The sequence below is a fragment of the Variovorax sp. SPNA7 genome (genome assembly GCF_033807855.1).
GTDB classification, from domain to species: Bacteria; Pseudomonadota; Gammaproteobacteria; order Burkholderiales; family Burkholderiaceae_C; genus Variovorax; species Variovorax beijingensis.
In genome coordinates, this window is sequence record NZ_CP138513.1 from 820,138 (window position 1) to 837,311 (window position 17,174).

Sequence of the window (17,174 nt, forward strand, 5' to 3'; positions counted from 1 at the left end):
AGAAGAAAAGGAAAGCCCCATGCAGAACCGCCGCAGTTTCGTGTCGCAGTCCGCCGCCCTGGCGACCGCCGTCGCCTTCCCGCTCGTGGCCGGCGCGCAGCCCAAGACCGTCAAGGTCGGCGTGCTGCATCCGGTCACCGGGGCGCTGGCCTATTCGGGCCAGCAGTGCCGCCTCGGCGCGCTGATGGCCATCGAAGACATCAACGCCGCCGGCGGCATCAAGGCGCTCGGCGGTGCGAAGCTCGAGGCCCTGCTGGGCGACGCGCAATCGCAGCCGCAGGCCGGCGCGGCCGAGGTCGAGAAGATGAACGAAGCCGGCGTGTCCGCCATCGTGGGCGCCTACGCCTCGGCCATCTGCCTGGCGACCACGCAGGCGGCGGCCAAGTACAACCTGCCGCACGTGGTCGACGTGGGCGTGGCCGACCAGATCGTGGAGCGCGGCCTGAAGAACACCTTCCGCTTCGGCCCCGGCTACAAGAAGTCGACCGAGGTGGCCATGGCCAACCTGCTGGTGCTCAACAAGGCCGCGGGCAACCCGGCCAAGACCGTGATGATCATTCACGAGGAGTCGCTGTTCGGCGCCGGCACCGCGCAGCTGCTCTCGCGCGAGCTGCCGGGCTACGGCCTCGAGGTGAAGGAGGTGGTGAAGCACGCCAACCCCACGCGCGACTTCAACAACATCGTGCTGCGCATGAAATCGATCAACCCCGACATCGTGATCCCGGCCAACTACTACAACGAGTACGCGCTGCTGGTGCGCACCATGCAGCAGCAGAAGGTGGTGCCCAAGGCGATCTTCTCGGTGCTGGGCGGCGCCGCATCGAGCTACAAGTTCGTGAAGGAGTTTCCGGACGCAGCCAACGGCATCATCGACTGCAACCACTGGTTCAACCCGAAGGACAAGCGCTCGCAGGAGCTGCGCAAGCGCGTGGAGGCCAAGGGCCAGTTCTTCAGCTACGAGGTCTTCATGACCTACACCGCGATGTGGCTGCTGGCCGATGCGCTGGAGCGCGCGAAGTCGGCCGAACGCGCGGCCATCGTCGATGCGCTGGAGAAGAGCACCTTCTCGAACCACATCATGCCGTACGGCCCGACGAAGTTCGTCAACGGACAGAACGAGGGCGCGCAGCCGTTGATGACGCAGGTGGTGAAGAACGACATCAAGGTGATCATTCCGCGCGACTACCGCGAGGTGGAGCCTGTGTTTCCGCTCAGGGCATGAACTTCTTGTGTTTGAGCGTCGGGGGCGGTGACGGGCGGCTGCTGCTTCCCTCATATTCCGGCCGCGCTTGTTCGACCCTGGAGCCCGGTATGCGGTGCGGGCCGGGCGAACCCCTCTGCGCCGCCGAGGAGCGCAGCGTTTCGCGGATCAGGGCTCGCAGCTGTCTGAGCGCAGCGAGTTCTGCGAGACCCCGCGAAACGCGAGCACCGCAGGGCAGCCCGAAGGGCCGGCGCAGTGGGGTCGCACGGCCCGCACCGCATACCGGGCGGCCCCCAAAAAGCGCACAAAGCAAATGTTCGATCTAAGCATCCTCTTCCCCTCGATCCTGAACGGCCTCACGACAGGCGCCGTCTATGCCCTGATTGCGCTGGGTCTCACCTTGATCTACGGCGTGCTCCACATCATCAACTTCGCCCACGGCGCGAGCCTGATGCTGGCCCTCTACGCGGTGTACTTCCTCAAGGAGCGCTGGGGCATCGACCCGTACATGGCGCTGCCGATCGCGGTGGCCGGCATGTTCGCGCTCGGCTATGCGCTGCAGCGCAGCGTCATCAATCGCGCCGGCCACGGCAAGGACGAGAACATCCTGCTCGCCACGCTCGGCATTGCCATCGTCATGGAGAACCTCGCGCTGCTGTTCTTCAAGTCGGACACGCGCAGCATCGACACCGCCTATTCGCTCAGCACCGTCGCCATCGGCCCCGCGATGATCGCCGTGCCCAAGCTCGTGGCCTTCGCGGGGGCGCTCGCCGTCTCCGGCATCCTGTTCTGGATCATGGGCCGCACCGACCTCGGCCGCGCCATCCGCGCCGTCGCCAAGGAAAAGGAAGGCGCCAAGCTCATGGGCATCGACGTCGACCATGTCTATGCCATGAGCTTCGGCATCGGCCTGGCCTGCCTCGGCGCGGCCGCCTGTTTTTTGCTGCCGGCCTATTACGTCAACCCGCAGGTGGGCGGCGGCTTCGTGCTCGTGGCCTTCACCATCGTGGTGCTCGGCGGCATGGGCAGCTTCGTCGGCGCGCTCATCGGCGGTCTCCTGGTCGGCGTGGTCGAGTCGCTCGGCGGGCTGTACCTGGGCGAATCGCTCGGGCAGATCGGCATCTTCGCGATCTTCATCGGGGTGGTGCTGTTCCGTCCCCAGGGCATGTTCGGAGCCAAGGCATGAGCGGCGCGCACAGACAACTCGCGGGCATCGCGCTCTTCGCGGTGCTGGTCGGCTGCGTGCCGCTCGCCACCAAGTCGGGCGTGACGCTGAACTTCGTGATGATGGCGCTCTACGCCACGCTCATCGCGCAGGCCTGGAACATCCTCGGCGGCTTCGGCGGGCAGTTCTCGTTCGGGCATGCGCTGTTCTTCGGTACCGGGGCCTACATCCAGGCCATCGCGCAGCTGCAGGGCGGCATCAACGCCTGGGCCGCGCTGCCGCTGGCGGTGGCCGGCGCCGCGCTGGTCGGGTTCTTCGTCGGCGCGCTGAGCTTCCGCTATGGCCTCAAGGGCTCCTACTTCGCGCTCGTCACGCTGGCCTTCGCGGAGGTGTTCCGCATCCTCGCGCTGTCGGTGAATTTCACGGGCGGCGGCGTGGGCCTGATGGTGCCGCTGCGTGAATCGGTGACCAACCTGCAGTTCGCCTCGCGCGCCGGCTACCTGTGGCTGGTGCTGGCCATGGTGGTGCTGGCGCTGCTCGTCACCTGGTGGCTGCGCAACGGCCGCTTCGGCGCCTACCTGCAGGCCGTGCGCGACAACGAGGATGCGGCGCGCGCCGTGGGCGTGAACCCGTTTCGCGTCAAGCTCGCGGCCATCGGCATCTCGGCCGCCTTCATGGGTGCGGCCGGCGCTTTCTACGTGCAGGTGTTCCAGTACATCGACGCCGGCATCGCCTACGGCCCGGCGGTGTCGGTCGAAGCCCTGGTGGCGGCCATCGTGGGCGGCATGGGCACGCTGTGGGGGCCGGTGCTGGGCGCGGTCGTGCTGCACCTGCTGTCGGACCTCACGCGCAACCTGTTCGGCGAGCTGCCGGGCATCAACATGGTGATCTACGGCACGGTGCTGGTCGTGATCGTGATCTTCCTGCCGCGCGGCGTCGCGGGACTGGGGCTGTCGGTGCGGCAGCTGTGGAATGCGAAGAAGGGAGGCCGCCATGACTGAGGCGCTGCTGGCCGTGGGCGGGCTCTCGCGTTCCTTCGGCGGACTGAAGGCCGTGCAGGACGTCAGCCTGTCGGTGAAGGAGGGCAGCCTGAGCGCGCTGATCGGCCCCAACGGCGCCGGCAAGACCACGCTGTTCGCGCTGATGTCGGGCTTCCTCAAGCCCGACAGCGGCACCGTGCGCTTCGCGGGCCAGGACATCACGGGCCGCGAGCCGCACCGCAATGCGCTGCTCGGCATGACGCGCACCTTCCAGATCGTCAAGCCCTTTGCGGCGCAGACGGTGCGCGAGAACATCGCGGTCGGTGCGCACCTGCACCTGCGCGGCCGCCGCGAAGCGCTGGCGCATGCCGAGGCCATCGCGCTGCGCGTGGGCCTTGCGCCGCAGCTCGACAAGGCCGCTTCGGACCTCACGGTGGCCGGCCGCAAGCGGCTCGAACTGGCGCGCGCGCTGGCCACGCGCCCGCGGCTGCTGCTGCTCGACGAAGTGCTCGCCGGCCTCAACCCGCAGGAGATCGCAGAGATGATGCCGGTGGTGCGCGGCATTGCCGACAGCGGCGTCACGGTGCTGATGATCGAGCACGTGATGCAGGCCGTGATGCACCTGGCCGAGCATGTGTGGGTGCTGGCGCAGGGCCAGCTGATTGCCGAGGGCAGCCCGGCGCAAGTGACCTCCGACGACAAGGTCGTCGAAGCCTACCTGGGCCATGGCACCGCGGCGCGGCTGCGCAAGGCGGCATCGGGAGCTGCCGAATGACCGCGTTGCTGGACATTCAAGGGCTGCGCGGCGGCTACGGCCGCGTCGAGGTGCTGCGCGGCGTCGACCTGCAGGTGAACGCCGGTGAAATGGTCGCGCTGCTCGGCAGCAATGGCGCGGGCAAGTCCACCCTCAACAAGATGGTCTGCGGCCTGTGCCCCGCCTGGAGCGGCAAGGTGCGCTTCGACGGCAAGGACCTGAGCGGCGCGCACTACCGCGACGTGGTCAAGGCCGGCCTGATCCAGGTGCCCGAGGGCCGCAAGGTGTTTCCCAACCTCAGCGTGCTGGAGAACCTGGAACTCGGCTCCTTCACGCGAGCGCGCGAGCGCCGCGCGGGCAACGTCGAGAAGATGTTCCACATCTTCCCGCGGCTGCGCGAGCGCATGGCGCAGCACGCCGGCACCATGAGCGGCGGCGAGCAGCAGATGCTGGCCATCGCGCGCGGGCTCATGGCCGAGCCCGTGCTGCTGATCCTCGACGAGCCCTCGCTCGGGCTTTCGCCGCGGCTGGTGGAGGAGATGTTCACGCTGATCCGTGAACTGCGCGACGGCGGCCTCGCGGTGCTGCTGGTGGAGCAGAACGTGGGCCAGTCGCTCGAGATTGCGGACCGCGCCTACGTGCTGGAGAACGGCAGCGTGCGTTTTTCGGGCCTGCCCGGCGAACTGCTCGGCAGCGACGAACTGCGGCGCGCCTACCTGGGGCTCTGAAGCCCGCACATCACATTGAGATACCCCCGATTTCCTCGGAGACAAGACACATGAAGAGACGCGACACCCTTCTTCTTCCACTGGCCGCCGCATTTGCCGGCAGCGCCTTCGCGCAGATCGGCAATGCGCCGGTACGCATCCTCGTCGGCGCGCCCGCGGGCGGCTCGACCGACACGCTGGCCCGTTCGCTGGCCGTCAGCATGGGCCCGGCGCTCGGCCGCACCGTGATCGTCGAGAACCGGCCCGGCGCGGGCGGCAACATCGCGGCCGATGCCGTGGCCAAGGCTGCACCCGACGGCAACACGCTGCTGATGAGCTTCACCAGCCATGCGATCAATGCAACGCTCTATCCGGCGCTGCCTTTCGACCCGGTGAAGGACTTCACCGCGCTCACCTGCGTGGCGACGTCGCCCTCGATCCTCGTCGCGCATCCATCGGTGCCCGCGAAGGACGTGCGCGAACTCATCGCACTCGCCAAGGCGAAGCCGGGCCAGCTCAACTTCGCGATCGGCGCGGTGGGCTCGTCGCTGCACATGGCGGGCGAGGCCTTCAAGATGCAGTCGGGCGTCGACATCGTGAACATCCCCTACAAGGGCACCTCGCCCGCCGTGCAGGACGTGCTCGCGGGCCAGGTGCAGCTGATGTTCGCGGCCGTGGGCAACGTCAAGGCGCACATCCAGGCCGGCAAGCTCAGGGCGCTGGGCGTGACCACGGCCAGGCGTTTGCCGGCCTTTCCCGACGTGCCCGCCATTGCCGAAGCGCTGCCGGGCTACGAGTCGAGCGCATGGTTCGGCCTCTTCGGCCCGGCCCGCATGCCGGCGGATCGCGTGAAGCAGGTCGGCGACGCCGCACGCCATGCGCTGCAGCAGGCCGACCTGCGCCAGCGCCTCGAAACCGAAGGCGCGATACCGGTGGGCAACTCGTCCGAACAGTTCGCCGCCTTCGTGCAGAGCGAGATCACGCGCTGGGCCAAGGTCGTCAAGTTCTCGGGAGCCAAGCCGGAATGACCTCCAACGCTCCAGACCGCGCGCCGGCCCAACAGACGCTGGCGCAGAAGCTCATCGCGCGCGCCAGCGGCCGCGCGCAGGTGGCGGTGGGCGAGATCGTGACCTGCGGTGTCGACATGGCCATGTTCCACGACTCCTCCGGTCCGCGCCGGCTGCAGCCGATGCTCGAGGAGCTCGGTGCGCAGATCTGGGACCGCTCCCGCGTGGTGCTCGTGATGGACCACTACGTTCCCGAGCGCGACGATGACTCGCGCCGCATCGTGCGCATTGCGCGCGACTGGGCGCGCGACCAGCAGCTGCCGCACGTGTACGACAGCCAGGGCATCTGCCACGTGGTGGTGCCGCAGCACGGCCACATCCGCCCCGGCATGCTGTGTGTGGGCGGCGATTCGCATTCGCCCACGGGCGGCGCATTCGGCGCCTACATGTTCGGCATCGGCAGCACCGAAATGCTGGGCGTGATGGTCACCGGCGAGATCTGGCTGCGCGTGCCCGAGACCATCCGCATGTGGTGGGACGGCGCGCTGCCCGCCGGCGTGACCGCCAAGGACATGATGCTGCACATGATCGGCCGCTTCGGCATGAACGGCGGGCGCTACCAGGCGGTGGAGTTCGCGGGCCCGGCCGTGGCCGCGCTGTCGATGCAGGAGCGCATGACGCTCTCCAACATGAGCGCCGAGCTGGGTGCGCAGGCCGGCCTGATCGCGCCCGATGCCACCACCGCCGCATTCCTCGCACAAGCCGGCGCCCCGCCGGTCGACATGGCGCCGTGGTTCACCGACGAAGGCGCCGCGCTCACGCACCACCGCTTCGATGCCGCCGCGCTCGAGCCCTACATCGCCGCGCCGCACAGCCCGGCCAACGCGCACGGCGTGAGCCGGTACCTGGGCACGCATGTCGACGTGGCCTACATCGGCGCCTGCACCGGCGCCAAGCTCGACGACCTGCGCGCCGCGGCCCAGGTGCTGCGCGGCCACAAGGTGGCGGCGGGCATCCGCCTGATCGTGGCGCCGGCCAGCCTGCACGACCAGGAGCGGGCGCGCGAAGAGGGCGTGCTGCAGGTGCTGATGGATGCCGGCGCCGAACTGTTCCCGACCGCCTGCGGCGCCTGCTCGGGCTACGGCGATCCGATGGGTGACGGCATCACGGTGATCTCGACCACGGCACGCAACTTCAAGGGCCGCATGGGTTCGCCGACCGCGCAGGTGTACCTGGGCTCGCCCTACACGGTGGCGGCGGCCGCACTGCGCGGCTGCGTGATCGACCCGCGCGAGGTGCTCGCATGACTGCGGAAACCCTGCACCGGGTGTGGCGCCTGGGCGCCGACATCGACACCGATGCGCTCGCGCCCGGCCATGCGATGAAGCACGGCATCGACCTCATCGCGAAGCATTGCCTCGAAGCCATCCGCCCCGATTTCGCGCGCGACGTGCGCCCCGGTGACGTGATCGTGGCCGGGCCGAACTTCGGCATCGGCTCGTCGCGCGAGCAGGCGGCCGCCGTGCTCGTGCAGCTGGGCGTGGCCGCGGTGATCGCGCCTTCGTACAGCGGCCTGTATTTCCGCAATGCCTTCAACGTGGGCCTGCTGCTTCTGACCTGCGTCGAAGCCGAGTCGCTGCAGGACGGCGAACGCATCGCGCTCGACACCCGCACGCCCGCAGTGCGCACCGCCGATGCGCGCATGCTCGCCTGCGAGCCCGTGCCGGGTTTCCTGATGGACATGGTCGATGCCGGCGGCCTGCTGCAACTGCTGCGCCGGCGCATGGCCGCCAAGAAAGAAGCCGATGCAGGGCGCTGAACACGATCCGCAACGCGCCATTCTGCAGGCCACGGTGGCGCTGCACGCGGCGCAGCCGGCCACCGCCGAGGCCGCCTTGCAGGCGCGGCGCCTGTTGGCCGACACGGTCGGCTGCGCGTTCGCGGGCCGGCATGCGAGCGAGGTGCAGCGCCTCGAAGCCGCGCTTGCGGCCTGCGAGCCCGGCGACTTTTGCTTTCCCGGCGGCGCTCCGATGGCGGTGCAAGCCGCCGCGCAGGTGCTGGCCATGGCCGCGACCTGGGACGAGGCCTGCGAGGGCCATGCGCTCGCGCACGGCCGGCCCGGCGTGCCGCTGGTGGCGGCGCTGCTGCCGCTCGCACTGCGGCGCGATGCCAGCCTTGGCGAGTTCATCGATGCCTTCGTGCTCGGCTACGAGGTCGGCGCGCGCTGCGGCGCCTGGCTGCGTATCCGGCCCGGCATGCATGTCGATGCGAACTGGCCCGCGCTGGGCGCGGCGGCCGGCGTGGCGCGGCTGCTCGCGCTGCCCCCGGCGGGCATCGTGCAGGCCATCGACATCGCGGCCTGCCAGCTCGCGACCAGCCTCTACCTGCCGGTGCAGCAGGGCCGCACCGCGCGCAACACCTACCTCGGCCACAGTGCATCGCTGGGGCTGCAGGCGGCCTTTGCCAGCGCAGCGGGCATCGACGCGCCGGACGGTGCGCTGGCTCACTACGCGCACACGCACTCGGCCGCGACCGCGCAGCCGCTGCCCGACGCGGCGACCCTGCTGCTGCGCGATGCCTACCTCAAGCCTTTCGCGGCCGTGCGCCACGTGCACTACGGCGCCACCGCCGCGCGCCAGATCCGCGAGCAGCTGGCCCAGGACACCACCGGCATCCAGGGCATCGTGCTCAAGATATACGAAGAAGCGATCGTCTACTGCGGCAACCGCGCGCCGCGCACGCCGATCCAGGCGCAGTTCAGCCTGTCTTTCGGCGTCGCGGCGATGCTGCGCTTCGGCGATGTCGATCCCTCGGTTTATGCCGCGCCGCGCTTCGACGACGCCGAGCTGCGGCGGCTCGAAGCCCTGGTCGTGCTCGAAACCGATGCCGGCCTGACGGCGCGCAAGCAGCGCGGCGCCGCGCTCCAGGTGTCGCACGCGGGCGGCACGCTCGCGCAGACCGTGGGCACCATCGCGGGCGATGCCGCCCATCCGCTCGACCGCACGGCGCTCGCCGCCAAGTTCGCGCACTACGCCGCGCACAGCGTGCCGGCCCCGCAGGCCGCGCGCTTCTGCGACGGCGTGCTGGACGCGCCCGCCGGCACCAGCCTTCGCGCGCTGTGGCAGCAGCTTGCCGCCTGAATCCTTCGTTCCTCACAGGCCCACCACCATGAAACTCCTGCGCCATCTTGCGAGCACACTGCTCCTCGCCTGCCTGCCGCTCGCCGCCGCCGCACAGGCGGGCAGCTTTCCGGACAAGCCGATCCGCATCGTCGTGCCGTTCCCCCCGGGTGGCGCCACCGATGCGGCGGCCCGGCTGGTCGCCGTGAAGATGGGCGAGCACTGGGGCCAGCCGGTGGTGGTCGACAACCGTGCGGGCGCGGGCGGCAACGTCGGCTCCGACCTCGTCGCCAAGGCGCCGCCCGACGGCTACACGCTGGTGATGGGCGTGACCGGCTCGCATGCGATCAACACCTCGCTCTACAGCAGGATGCCCTACGACCCCGTGGCCGACTTCGTCGCCATCAGCCAGGTGGCGGTGGTGCCCAACGTGCTGGTGGTGCATCCTTCGGTGCCCGCGAAGAACCTGGCCGAGCTCGTGGCGCTCGCGAAGAAGGAGCCCGGCAAGCTCAACTACGCCTCGCTCGGCAACGGCACGGCCGCGCACCTGGGCATGGAAATGCTCAAGTCCGAGGCCGGCGTCGACATCGCGCACGTGCCCTACAAGGGCAGCGCGCCGGCCGTGTCCGACCTGCTTGCGGGCCAGGTGCAGATGATGGTCGACGGCCTGCCCTCGGCGCTGCCGCACGTCAAGGCCGGCAAGCTGCGCGCCATTGCGCTCACCAGCCTGCGCCGCGCACCATCGCTGCCCGAGCTGCCGACCATCGCAGAGACCTACCCGGGCTTCTACGCCGACGCATGGTCGGGGCTGTTCGCGCCCAAGGGCACGCCGCAGCCCGTGGTGGACAAGCTCTCGGCCGAGGTGCAGCGCATCCTGAAGCTGCCCGAGGTGCGCGAGAAGCTCACGGCGCTGGGCGCCGAGCCCGTGGGCTCCACCCAGGCGGAATTCACCGCGCACGTGAAGCGCGAGATCGAAAAATGGGCCAAGGTCGTCAAGACCAGTGGCGCGAAAGTGGACTGAACATGAACGACACCCTCGACCCCGTCACGCTCGCCGTGCTGCGCGGCCGCCTCGAACAGGTGGCCGACGAGATGGACGCCACGCTCTACCGCAGCGCGTTCAATCCCATCATTGCCGAGGCGCACGACGCCTGCCACGGCCTGTACGACGCCGCCACAGGCGACACGCTGGTGCAGGGCAAGTCGGGCCTGCCGGTGTTCGTGGGCGCCATGGCCTTCGCGGTGCGCGCCACCGCCAAGGCGGCCGCGCCGCGCGGCGGCATGAAGGACGGCGACATCTGGATCAGCAACGACGCCTACGACGGCGGCACGCACGCCAACGACTTCAAGCTGGTGAAGCCCTTCTTCCGCAACGGCAAGCTGTATTGCTACATGGCGTCGGCCGCGCACTGGCACGACGTGGGCGGCGCGGTGCCCGGAAACTACAACCCCGCCGCCACCGAGTGCTGGCAGGAGGCGGTGCAGATTCCGCCGGTGCGCATCATGCAGGGCGGCGTGCTCGATGCCGACGTGCTCGCCATCCTGCAGGCCAACACGCGCCTGCCCGACAGCCTCTGGGGTGACCTCAACGGCCAGCTCGCCGCGCTGGAGCTCGGCGCCAAGCGCCTGCACGGCCTGCTCGACGAATACGGCGACGGCCTGGTGCTGAATGCGCTCGGCGAGCTGCGCGGCCGCGCGCTGCGCCTCATGCGCGCGCACATCGCCTCGCTGCCCGACGGCCGCTACAGCTTCGAGGACGTGCTCGACAACGACGGCATCGTCAACCAGCCGCTCACTATCGCGCTCGACATGACGGTGGCCGGCGACCGGCTCTCGCTCGACTTCTCGCGCACCTCGCCGCAATGCGCGGGCCCGGTGAACATCTCGCGCGCCACGGCGGTCGCGGCCTGCTACGTCGCGCTCAAGCACCTGTTCCCCGACGTGCCCGCGAACGCCGGCGTGCTCGACGCGGTCGACTTCGTGATTCCCGACAAGCTGGTGATCAGCGCCGAGCGCCCGCGCCCGGTGGGCGGCTACACCGAGACCATCCTGCGCATGATCGACGTGATTTTCAGCGCCGCCGCGCAGGCCGACCCCACGCGCGCCGCGGCGCAGGCCTACGGCACCATCAATGCGCTGTCGATCGCGGGCCACCGCAGCGACAAGGGCCGCGAAGGCCAGCGCTGGGTGATGTTCAGCTTCTTCGGCGGCGGGCACGGCGGCCATTCGGGCGGCGACGGCCTCTCGCACGGCAACGCACCGATCTCGACCGCGACGATTCCGCCGCTCGAAATCCTCGAGGCCGCATACCCCGTGCGCTTCACCGAATGGTCCCTGCGCGCCGACTCGGGCGGCGACGGCCGGCACCGCGGCGGCCTGGGCGCCGTCTACGAGATCGAACTGCTCGAGAAGGACGCCGAGGTGTTCGTCTTCGGCGAGCGCGGCACTTCGCCGCCCAAGGGCATCGCGGGTGGCGGCCCGGGCGCCCTCAACGTGTTCCGCTACGAGAACGGGGGCGAGTGGCACACGCCGCCCATGGTGTCGAAGATGCGCGGCATCCAGCTCGCGCGCGGCGAGCGCGTGCGGCTCGAAACGCCCGGCGGCGGCGGCTGGGGCCGGGCCGGCGAGCGCCCCGCTTCGCAGCGCGAAGCCGATGCCGCGATGGGCTACGTCACGGCCGCTACCGGCAGCAAGCAGAAAGCATCCGAATGAGCTCCACAAGCAAATCCCTTGTCGTCGGCGTCGACGTCGGTGGCACCTTCACCGACCTGTTCGTGCTCGACGAGGCCAACGGCAGCGCGCGCATCGTCAAGGTGCCCTCCACGCGCGGCGAGGAAGCGCGCGGCTTCATGAACGGCGTGGCGCGCGTGGCCGATTCGGCCGCGGCCATCGCCACCATCGTGCACGGCACCACCGTCGGCACCAACGCGCTGCTCGAACGCAAGGTGGCGCGCACCGGCATCATCACCACGCGCGGTTTCCGCGACGTGCTCGAAATGCGCCGCCGCGACCGGCCCCAGACCTGGGGCCTGCGCGGCAGCTTCGTGCCCGTGGTGCCGCGCGACCTGCGCCGCGAAGTCGACGAGCGCGTGCTGGCCGACGGCACGCTGCACACGCCGGTCGACCTGGACCAGGTGCGCGCCGAGGCGCGCTCGCTGCTCGAAGCGGGCTGCGAAGCGGTGTGCGTGTTCTTCATCAACACCTACGCCAACCCCGAAAACGAACGGCTCGCCGTGGCGGCCGTGCGCGAACTCTGGCCCAACCCGCACGTCACCTCGGCCAGCGAGGTGCTGCCCGAGATCCGAGAATTCGAACGCTGCTCGACCGCCACGCTCAATGCGGCACTGCAGCCGGTGGTCGGCAGCTACCTCGGCCGCCTCGAAGCCGACCTGCGCGCGCAGGGCTTCGCGGGCGAGCTGCTGGTGGTGCAGAGCAACGGCGGCGTGATGTCGCGCCGGACCGCGAGCGACCTGCCGGTGCGCACCGCGCTCTCGGGCCCCGCGGCCGGCGTGATCGCCTGCGCGGCCATTGCACGCGCGGCGGGTTTTCCGAACGCGATCACCGGCGACATGGGCGGCACCTCGTTCGACGTGTCGCTGGTGGCCAACGGCGAGGCCGCGCTGGCGGCGCAGACCGCCATCGAGTTCGGCATGGTGATCCGCTCGCCGATGATCCAGATCGAGACCATCGGCGCCGGCGGCGGCTCCATCGCTTCCGTGGATGCAAGCGGCATGCTGCAGGTCGGCCCCGAGTCGGCCGGCAGCGTGCCGGGGCCGGCGTGCTACGGACGCGGCAACATGCGCCCGACCGTGACCGATGCGAACGTGCTGCTGGGCCGCATCGCCGCCGACCGGCCGCTCGGCGGCGGGCTGCTGGCGGCGTTGGACGCAGAGAAGTCCCGGCAGGCCATCGAAGAGCACGTTGCACGCCCGCTCGGTCTCGACGTGCATGCGGCTGCGGAAGCCATTCTCACGGTGGCCAATGCGCGCATGGCGGGCGCGATCCGCCTCGTGTCGATCGAGCGCGGGCACGATCCGCGCCGCTTTGCGTACATGCCCTTCGGCGGCGGCGGCGCGCTGCATGTGTGCGCGATGATGCGCGAGGTGGGCGTGGCCACCGGCATCGTGCCGCCCTATCCCGGTGTGACCTCGGCCCTCGGCTGCGTGATCGCCGACATGCGGCACGACGCGGTGCAGACCCTCAACAGGCCGCTCGCCGAACTCGACGTGGCCGACCTGCAGCGCCGCATCGACGAACTCTCGGCGGCCTGCCAGCAGCGCCTCGACTCCTCGGGCGTGCGCTTCGACGAAGTGCGCGAGGTGATCGCGCTCGACATGCTCTATGCGGGCCAGACGCACACGCTGCCCGTGGTGCTGGCCGATGCGGGCCAGGCGCCGGTCACGGCCGCATCGATCCGCGCCGCGTTCGAGGCCGCCTACACGGCCGCCTTCGGCCGCGTGCTCGACGGCATCCCCATCCGCGTGATGAACCTGCGCTATGCGCGCATCGGCGTGCGGCCCAAGTTCGACCTGAAGGTGCTCGCGCCCGAAGGGCAGGGCAGCACCGCGCCGCTGGGCACGCAGCGCGTGTTCCACCACGGCCGGTGGCACGAGGCTGTGCGCCATGCACGGCTCGAACTGCCGGTGGCCGCGCGCATCGAAGGGCCTGCGATCCTCGAGCAGGCCGACACCACCGTGTGGCTCGAACCCGGCTTCCACGCCGAGGTCGACGCGCACGGCAACCTGCTGGTGAGGCTGTCATGAGCGCCGCGGCGAAGACGGCGCTGGTCATCATCGACCTGCAGAACGATTTTCTCGACGCCAAGGGCGCCTATGCGCGCGGCGGCGACGCCAACCCGCCCGCGCTGCTGCTGCCGGCGCGCGTGGCCGGGGTGGCGCGCGCGCTCAAGGCCGCGGGCGGCCTCGTGGTGGCCAGCCAGTTCACGCTGTGGCCCGATGCGGCTGGCGAGCCGATGGTGTCGCCGCACCTCAAGGCGCTGCGCCCCTACCTGAAGAAGGGCGACTTCGCACCCGGCAGCTGGGGCCAGGCGAACGTCGATGCGCTGGCCGGGCTCGTCGACGTGACGGTCAGCAAGGTCGCCTATTCGGCCTTCTTCAACACCCAGCTCGACTGGGTGCTGCGCCGCGCGGGCATCGACACCGTGGCCGTGTGCGGCATCGTGACCAACGGCGGCGTGGCCAGCACCGTGCGCGATGCCCACATGCGCGACTACCGCACGCTGGTGCTGGCCGACGGCTGTGCGGCCTTCGGCGAGGAGCGCCACCAGACCTCGCTGGCCGACATGCGCAACGTGGCCGAGGTGACCGACTGCGCGGCCTTCATCGCATCGCTCGCATGACGGCGAACCCTTCGCGCCTCATCCGCCGCGCGGCGCAGATCGAGGTCGATGTGCACGTGGCGGTGGCCATCGTCGGCGGCGGCGCCTGCGGGCTCACGGCCGCGCTGATGCTGTCCGATGCGGGCGTGGACTGCGTGGTGCTCGAGCGCGACGCGCTGCCCAGCGGCTCGACCGCGCTGTCCTCGGGCTTCATCCCCGCGCCCGGCACGCGCGCGCAGCGGGCGCATGGCGTTCTGGGCGACAGTGCCGAACGCTTTGCCGCCGATATCCAGGCCAAGGCCCACGGCCGTGCGGCGCCTGCGCTGGTCGAGGCCTATGCGGCTTCCATCGGCCCGGCGCTCGATGCGCTGCAGGAGCGGCATGGGCTGCGGTGGATGCTGCTCGACGGCTTTCTCTATCCGGGCCACAGCGTGCATCGGATGCACGCGTTGCCGCAGAAGACCGGCGCATCGCTGATGGCGGCGCTGCAGGCAGCCGCCGATGCGGCGGGCATTCCGGTGCTGACCCAGGCGATGGTCGACACGCTGGTGCTCGACGCTGAAGACCGCGTGATCGGCATCGATTACCTGCGCCCCGATGGCAGCCGCGAAACGCTGGGCTGCGACGCACTGCTGCTCGCCTGCAACGGCTTCGGCGGCAATTCGGAAATGGTGCGCACGCTGCTGCCCGAGATGGCCGAAGCCAGCTTCGGCGGCCACGCCGGCAATGACGGCAGCGCGATCCTCTGGGGCGAGGCACTGGGCGCGCGGCTGCGCGACCTCGGCGGCTACCAGGGCCATGGCTCGTGGGTCACGCCGCAAGGTGCGCTGATGTCGTGGGCCGTGATGATGGAAGGCGGCGTGCAGCTCAACCGCGAGGGCCGGCGCTTCCATGACGAGACAGAGGGCTACTCGGAAGCCGCCGTGCATGTGCTCGCACAGCCGGGCGGCACACCCTTCGCCAACCTGTTTGCCGCCGGTGGCGCGGCGGGCGGCGTTTCGGGTGATGCGGTGTGGGGCTATCTTTCCGGCAACGGCCTGCTGAGCGCGGTGGCCGGCGGCTACATCGCGGCGCGCACGGCTGCCGCACTGATCCCATCGACGAAAGCGTCCCAATGACGAACCCTTCCTTCAAGACCCGGCTCGCGCGCAAGGACATCGTGCTCGCACCCGGCGTGTACGACGCGCTCAGTGCGCTCGTGGCCGAGCAGGCCGGCTTCGAGGCGCTGTACCTCTCGGGCGCATCGATCGCCTACACGCGGCTCGGCCGCTCCGACGTCGGCCTCACCACCTTCACCGAGGTCGAGGACACGCTCGCGCGCATCACCGAACGCGTGCGCCTGCCCGTGATCGTCGATGCCGACACCGGCTTTGGCAACGCGCTCAACACCCAGCGCACCGTGCGCGGCTTCGAGCGCGCGGGCGCGGCGATGGTGCAGATCGAGGACCAGACCTTTCCCAAGCGCTGCGGCCACCTCGACGGCAAGGCCGTGGTGCCCGCGCGCGAGATGGTCGGCAAGCTCAAGGCCGCGCTCGATGCGCGCACCTCGAGCGGCACGCTGATCCTCGCGCGCACCGATGCGGTGGCGGTCGAAGGGCTCGAGGCTGCGCTCGACCGCGCCGAGGCGTACCTCGCCTGCGGCGTCGATGCGCTCTTCATCGAGGCGCTGCGCTCGCCCGAGCAGATGGGTGCCGCCTGCCAGCGCTTCGGCGACCGCGTGCCGCTGCTCGCCAACATGGTCGAAGGCGGCAAGACGCCGATCCAGGACGCCGACGCGCTGCAGGCCCATGGCTTTCGCATCGCGATCTTTCCGGGTGGCACCGCGCGCGCCGTGGTGCACACGCTGCAGGGCTACTACGCGAGCCTGCACCGGCACCGCACCACGCAGCCGTGGCGGCCGCAGATGCTGGACTTCGATGCGCTCAACGAGGTGATCGGCACGCCGGAGCTGATGCGCACCGGCCAGAAGTACGACTGACCCGCTGTGTCTTCAACGCAGCACGCGGATCAGTTCGTCGTACACCAGCCGCACGCGCGCTGGCACCGGCGCACGCTGCGGGCGGTAGACATGGATCGGCCAAGGCTCGGGCGCCTCGGCCTCCAGCACGGGCAGCATCGCGCCTGTGCGCAGCCACGGTTCCGCCAGCGGCCCGATCAATTGCCCGAAGCCCACGCCCGCGAGCACGGCGGCGCACTCGGCATCGATGCTGTCCGTCACGAAGGCGGGCGAGGACACCGTCACCACCCGCCGCCTGCTGAAGGCCCACGGCCAGGGGCGGCCCGAGCTGCGGTCGATCAGCGCGGTGAGCGGCAGCGCCGACAGCGCATCGAGGCCCTGCGGCCGGCCCACTCTTTCAATGAGCGCCGGCGCCGCCACCACATGCAGCGCCATCTTGCCGACGGCGCGCGCCACGAAGCGCGCATCGCGCATCGGCCCTACGCGCACGCCGATGTCGATCTGCTCGTCGACCACGTCGGCATGCTGCTCCGACAGGCGCAGGTCGAGCACCAGCCCGGGGTGCGCCGCCAGCAGCGGTGCCAGCGCCTGCGGAATGAGCCGGGCGTACACATGCGGCGCCGTGACCCGCACCGTGCCCGCATGCTGCGACAGCGTGCGCCGGTCGATCTGGTGGAACAGCTCGTCGACGCTGCCCACCGCCACGCGGGCGCGCTCGGCGAGCTGCCGGCCGAAGTCGGTGAGCTGCACGCCGCGCGTGCTGCGGTGGAACAGCGGCTCGCCCAGTTCTTCTTCCAGCTCGCGCACCGCGCGCGTCACGACCTGCGGCGAGACGGACAGGCGCGCGGCGGCCTCGCGGAAGTTGGCGGCAGCGGCGGCGGTGCAGAACACGCGCAGGGCTTCGAGACGGTTGGCCATGGGGTGCTTTCAAGAGGCGGTGCATTCC

At 70.3% G+C, this 17,174-nt stretch carries 16 protein-coding genes; 15 read left to right on the top strand and 1 reads right to left on the bottom strand.

The genetic code is table 11. The features are described 5' to 3' along the window. Nucleotides 1-19: 19 nt before the first annotated feature. The 15 genes from RZE77_RS03650 to RZE77_RS03720 all read left to right on the top strand — a co-directional run bounded on the left by RZE77_RS03650 (nt 20) and on the right by RZE77_RS03720 (nt 16,249). Entirely contained in the window at nt 20-1,222 is a 1,203-nt protein-coding gene (locus RZE77_RS03650) for an ABC transporter substrate-binding protein (protein WP_319440738.1), read from the top strand. Nucleotides 1,223-1,514: 292 nt separating this feature from the next. Beyond that, nucleotides 1,515-2,387, top strand: coding sequence for a branched-chain amino acid ABC transporter permease (locus RZE77_RS03655; protein WP_319440739.1), 873 nt, complete (start codon nt 1,515-1,517; stop codon nt 2,385-2,387). After that, the gene (locus RZE77_RS03660) at nt 2,384-3,367 is read left to right on the top strand and encodes a branched-chain amino acid ABC transporter permease (RefSeq protein ID WP_319440740.1); all 984 of its coding nucleotides are present in this window, start codon (nt 2,384-2,386) and stop codon (nt 3,365-3,367) included. The genes RZE77_RS03655 and RZE77_RS03660 overlap by 4 nt, the downstream gene beginning before the upstream one ends. Further along, entirely contained in the window at nt 3,360-4,121 is a 762-nt protein-coding gene (locus tag RZE77_RS03665; RefSeq protein ID WP_319440741.1) for an ABC transporter ATP-binding protein, read from the top strand. Before RZE77_RS03660 ends, RZE77_RS03665 begins: the two co-directional genes overlap by 8 nt. Continuing rightward, nucleotides 4,118-4,828 carry an ABC transporter ATP-binding protein gene (locus tag RZE77_RS03670; RefSeq protein WP_319440742.1) on the top strand — a complete coding sequence of 237 codons (711 nt, stop codon included), beginning with the start codon at nt 4,118-4,120 and terminating at the stop codon, nt 4,826-4,828. Before RZE77_RS03665 ends, RZE77_RS03670 begins: the two co-directional genes overlap by 4 nt. A 50-nt stretch (nt 4,829-4,878) precedes the next feature. Next, the gene (locus tag RZE77_RS03675) at nt 4,879-5,835 is read left to right on the top strand and encodes a tripartite tricarboxylate transporter substrate binding protein (protein WP_319440743.1); all 957 of its coding nucleotides are present in this window, start codon (nt 4,879-4,881) and stop codon (nt 5,833-5,835) included. Continuing rightward, nucleotides 5,832-7,121 carry a 3-isopropylmalate dehydratase large subunit gene (locus RZE77_RS03680; protein WP_319440744.1) on the top strand — a complete coding sequence of 430 codons (1,290 nt, stop codon included), beginning with the start codon at nt 5,832-5,834 and terminating at the stop codon, nt 7,119-7,121. Before RZE77_RS03675 ends, RZE77_RS03680 begins: the two co-directional genes overlap by 4 nt. Then, on the top strand, nt 7,118-7,633 hold the full coding sequence (locus tag RZE77_RS03685) for a LeuD/DmdB family oxidoreductase small subunit (protein ID WP_319440745.1): 516 nt from the start codon (nt 7,118-7,120) through the stop codon (nt 7,631-7,633). Before RZE77_RS03680 ends, RZE77_RS03685 begins: the two co-directional genes overlap by 4 nt. After that, nucleotides 7,620-8,954, top strand: a complete 1,335-nt coding sequence (locus RZE77_RS03690; RefSeq protein ID WP_319440746.1) for an MmgE/PrpD family protein — start codon at nt 7,620-7,622, stop codon at nt 8,952-8,954. The genes RZE77_RS03685 and RZE77_RS03690 overlap by 14 nt, the downstream gene beginning before the upstream one ends. Nucleotides 8,955-8,982: 28 nt before the next feature. Continuing rightward, a complete protein-coding gene (locus RZE77_RS03695) occupies nt 8,983-9,954 on the top strand; it encodes a tripartite tricarboxylate transporter substrate binding protein (protein ID WP_319440747.1) in 972 nt (323 codons plus the stop codon). 2 nt (nt 9,955-9,956) lie between these two features. Further along, complete coding sequence (locus tag RZE77_RS03700) at nt 9,957-11,645, top strand: hydantoinase B/oxoprolinase family protein (RefSeq protein WP_319440748.1); 1,689 nt, start codon at nt 9,957-9,959, stop codon at nt 11,643-11,645. Continuing rightward, nucleotides 11,642-13,696 carry a hydantoinase/oxoprolinase family protein gene (locus tag RZE77_RS03705; RefSeq protein WP_319440749.1) on the top strand — a complete coding sequence of 685 codons (2,055 nt, stop codon included), beginning with the start codon at nt 11,642-11,644 and terminating at the stop codon, nt 13,694-13,696. The genes RZE77_RS03700 and RZE77_RS03705 overlap by 4 nt, the downstream gene beginning before the upstream one ends. Then, nucleotides 13,693-14,292: a cysteine hydrolase family protein gene (locus RZE77_RS03710; RefSeq protein WP_319429493.1), complete on the top strand. Its 600-nt coding sequence runs from the start codon at nt 13,693-13,695 to the stop codon at nt 14,290-14,292. Before RZE77_RS03705 ends, RZE77_RS03710 begins: the two co-directional genes overlap by 4 nt. After that, entirely contained in the window at nt 14,289-15,389 is a 1,101-nt protein-coding gene (locus RZE77_RS03715) for an FAD-dependent oxidoreductase (RefSeq protein WP_319440750.1), read from the top strand. The genes RZE77_RS03710 and RZE77_RS03715 overlap by 4 nt, the downstream gene beginning before the upstream one ends. Beyond that, the gene (locus tag RZE77_RS03720) at nt 15,386-16,249 is read left to right on the top strand and encodes an isocitrate lyase/PEP mutase family protein (RefSeq protein ID WP_319440751.1); all 864 of its coding nucleotides are present in this window, start codon (nt 15,386-15,388) and stop codon (nt 16,247-16,249) included. The genes RZE77_RS03715 and RZE77_RS03720 overlap by 4 nt, the downstream gene beginning before the upstream one ends. 12 nt (nt 16,250-16,261) lie before the next feature. Here the strand turns inward: RZE77_RS03720 and RZE77_RS03725 are convergent, their stop codons facing one another. Beyond that, nucleotides 16,262-17,146: a LysR family transcriptional regulator gene (locus RZE77_RS03725; RefSeq protein WP_319429499.1), complete on the bottom strand. Its 885-nt coding sequence runs from the start codon at nt 17,144-17,146 to the stop codon at nt 16,262-16,264. Between the last annotated feature and the right edge of the window lie 28 nt (nt 17,147-17,174).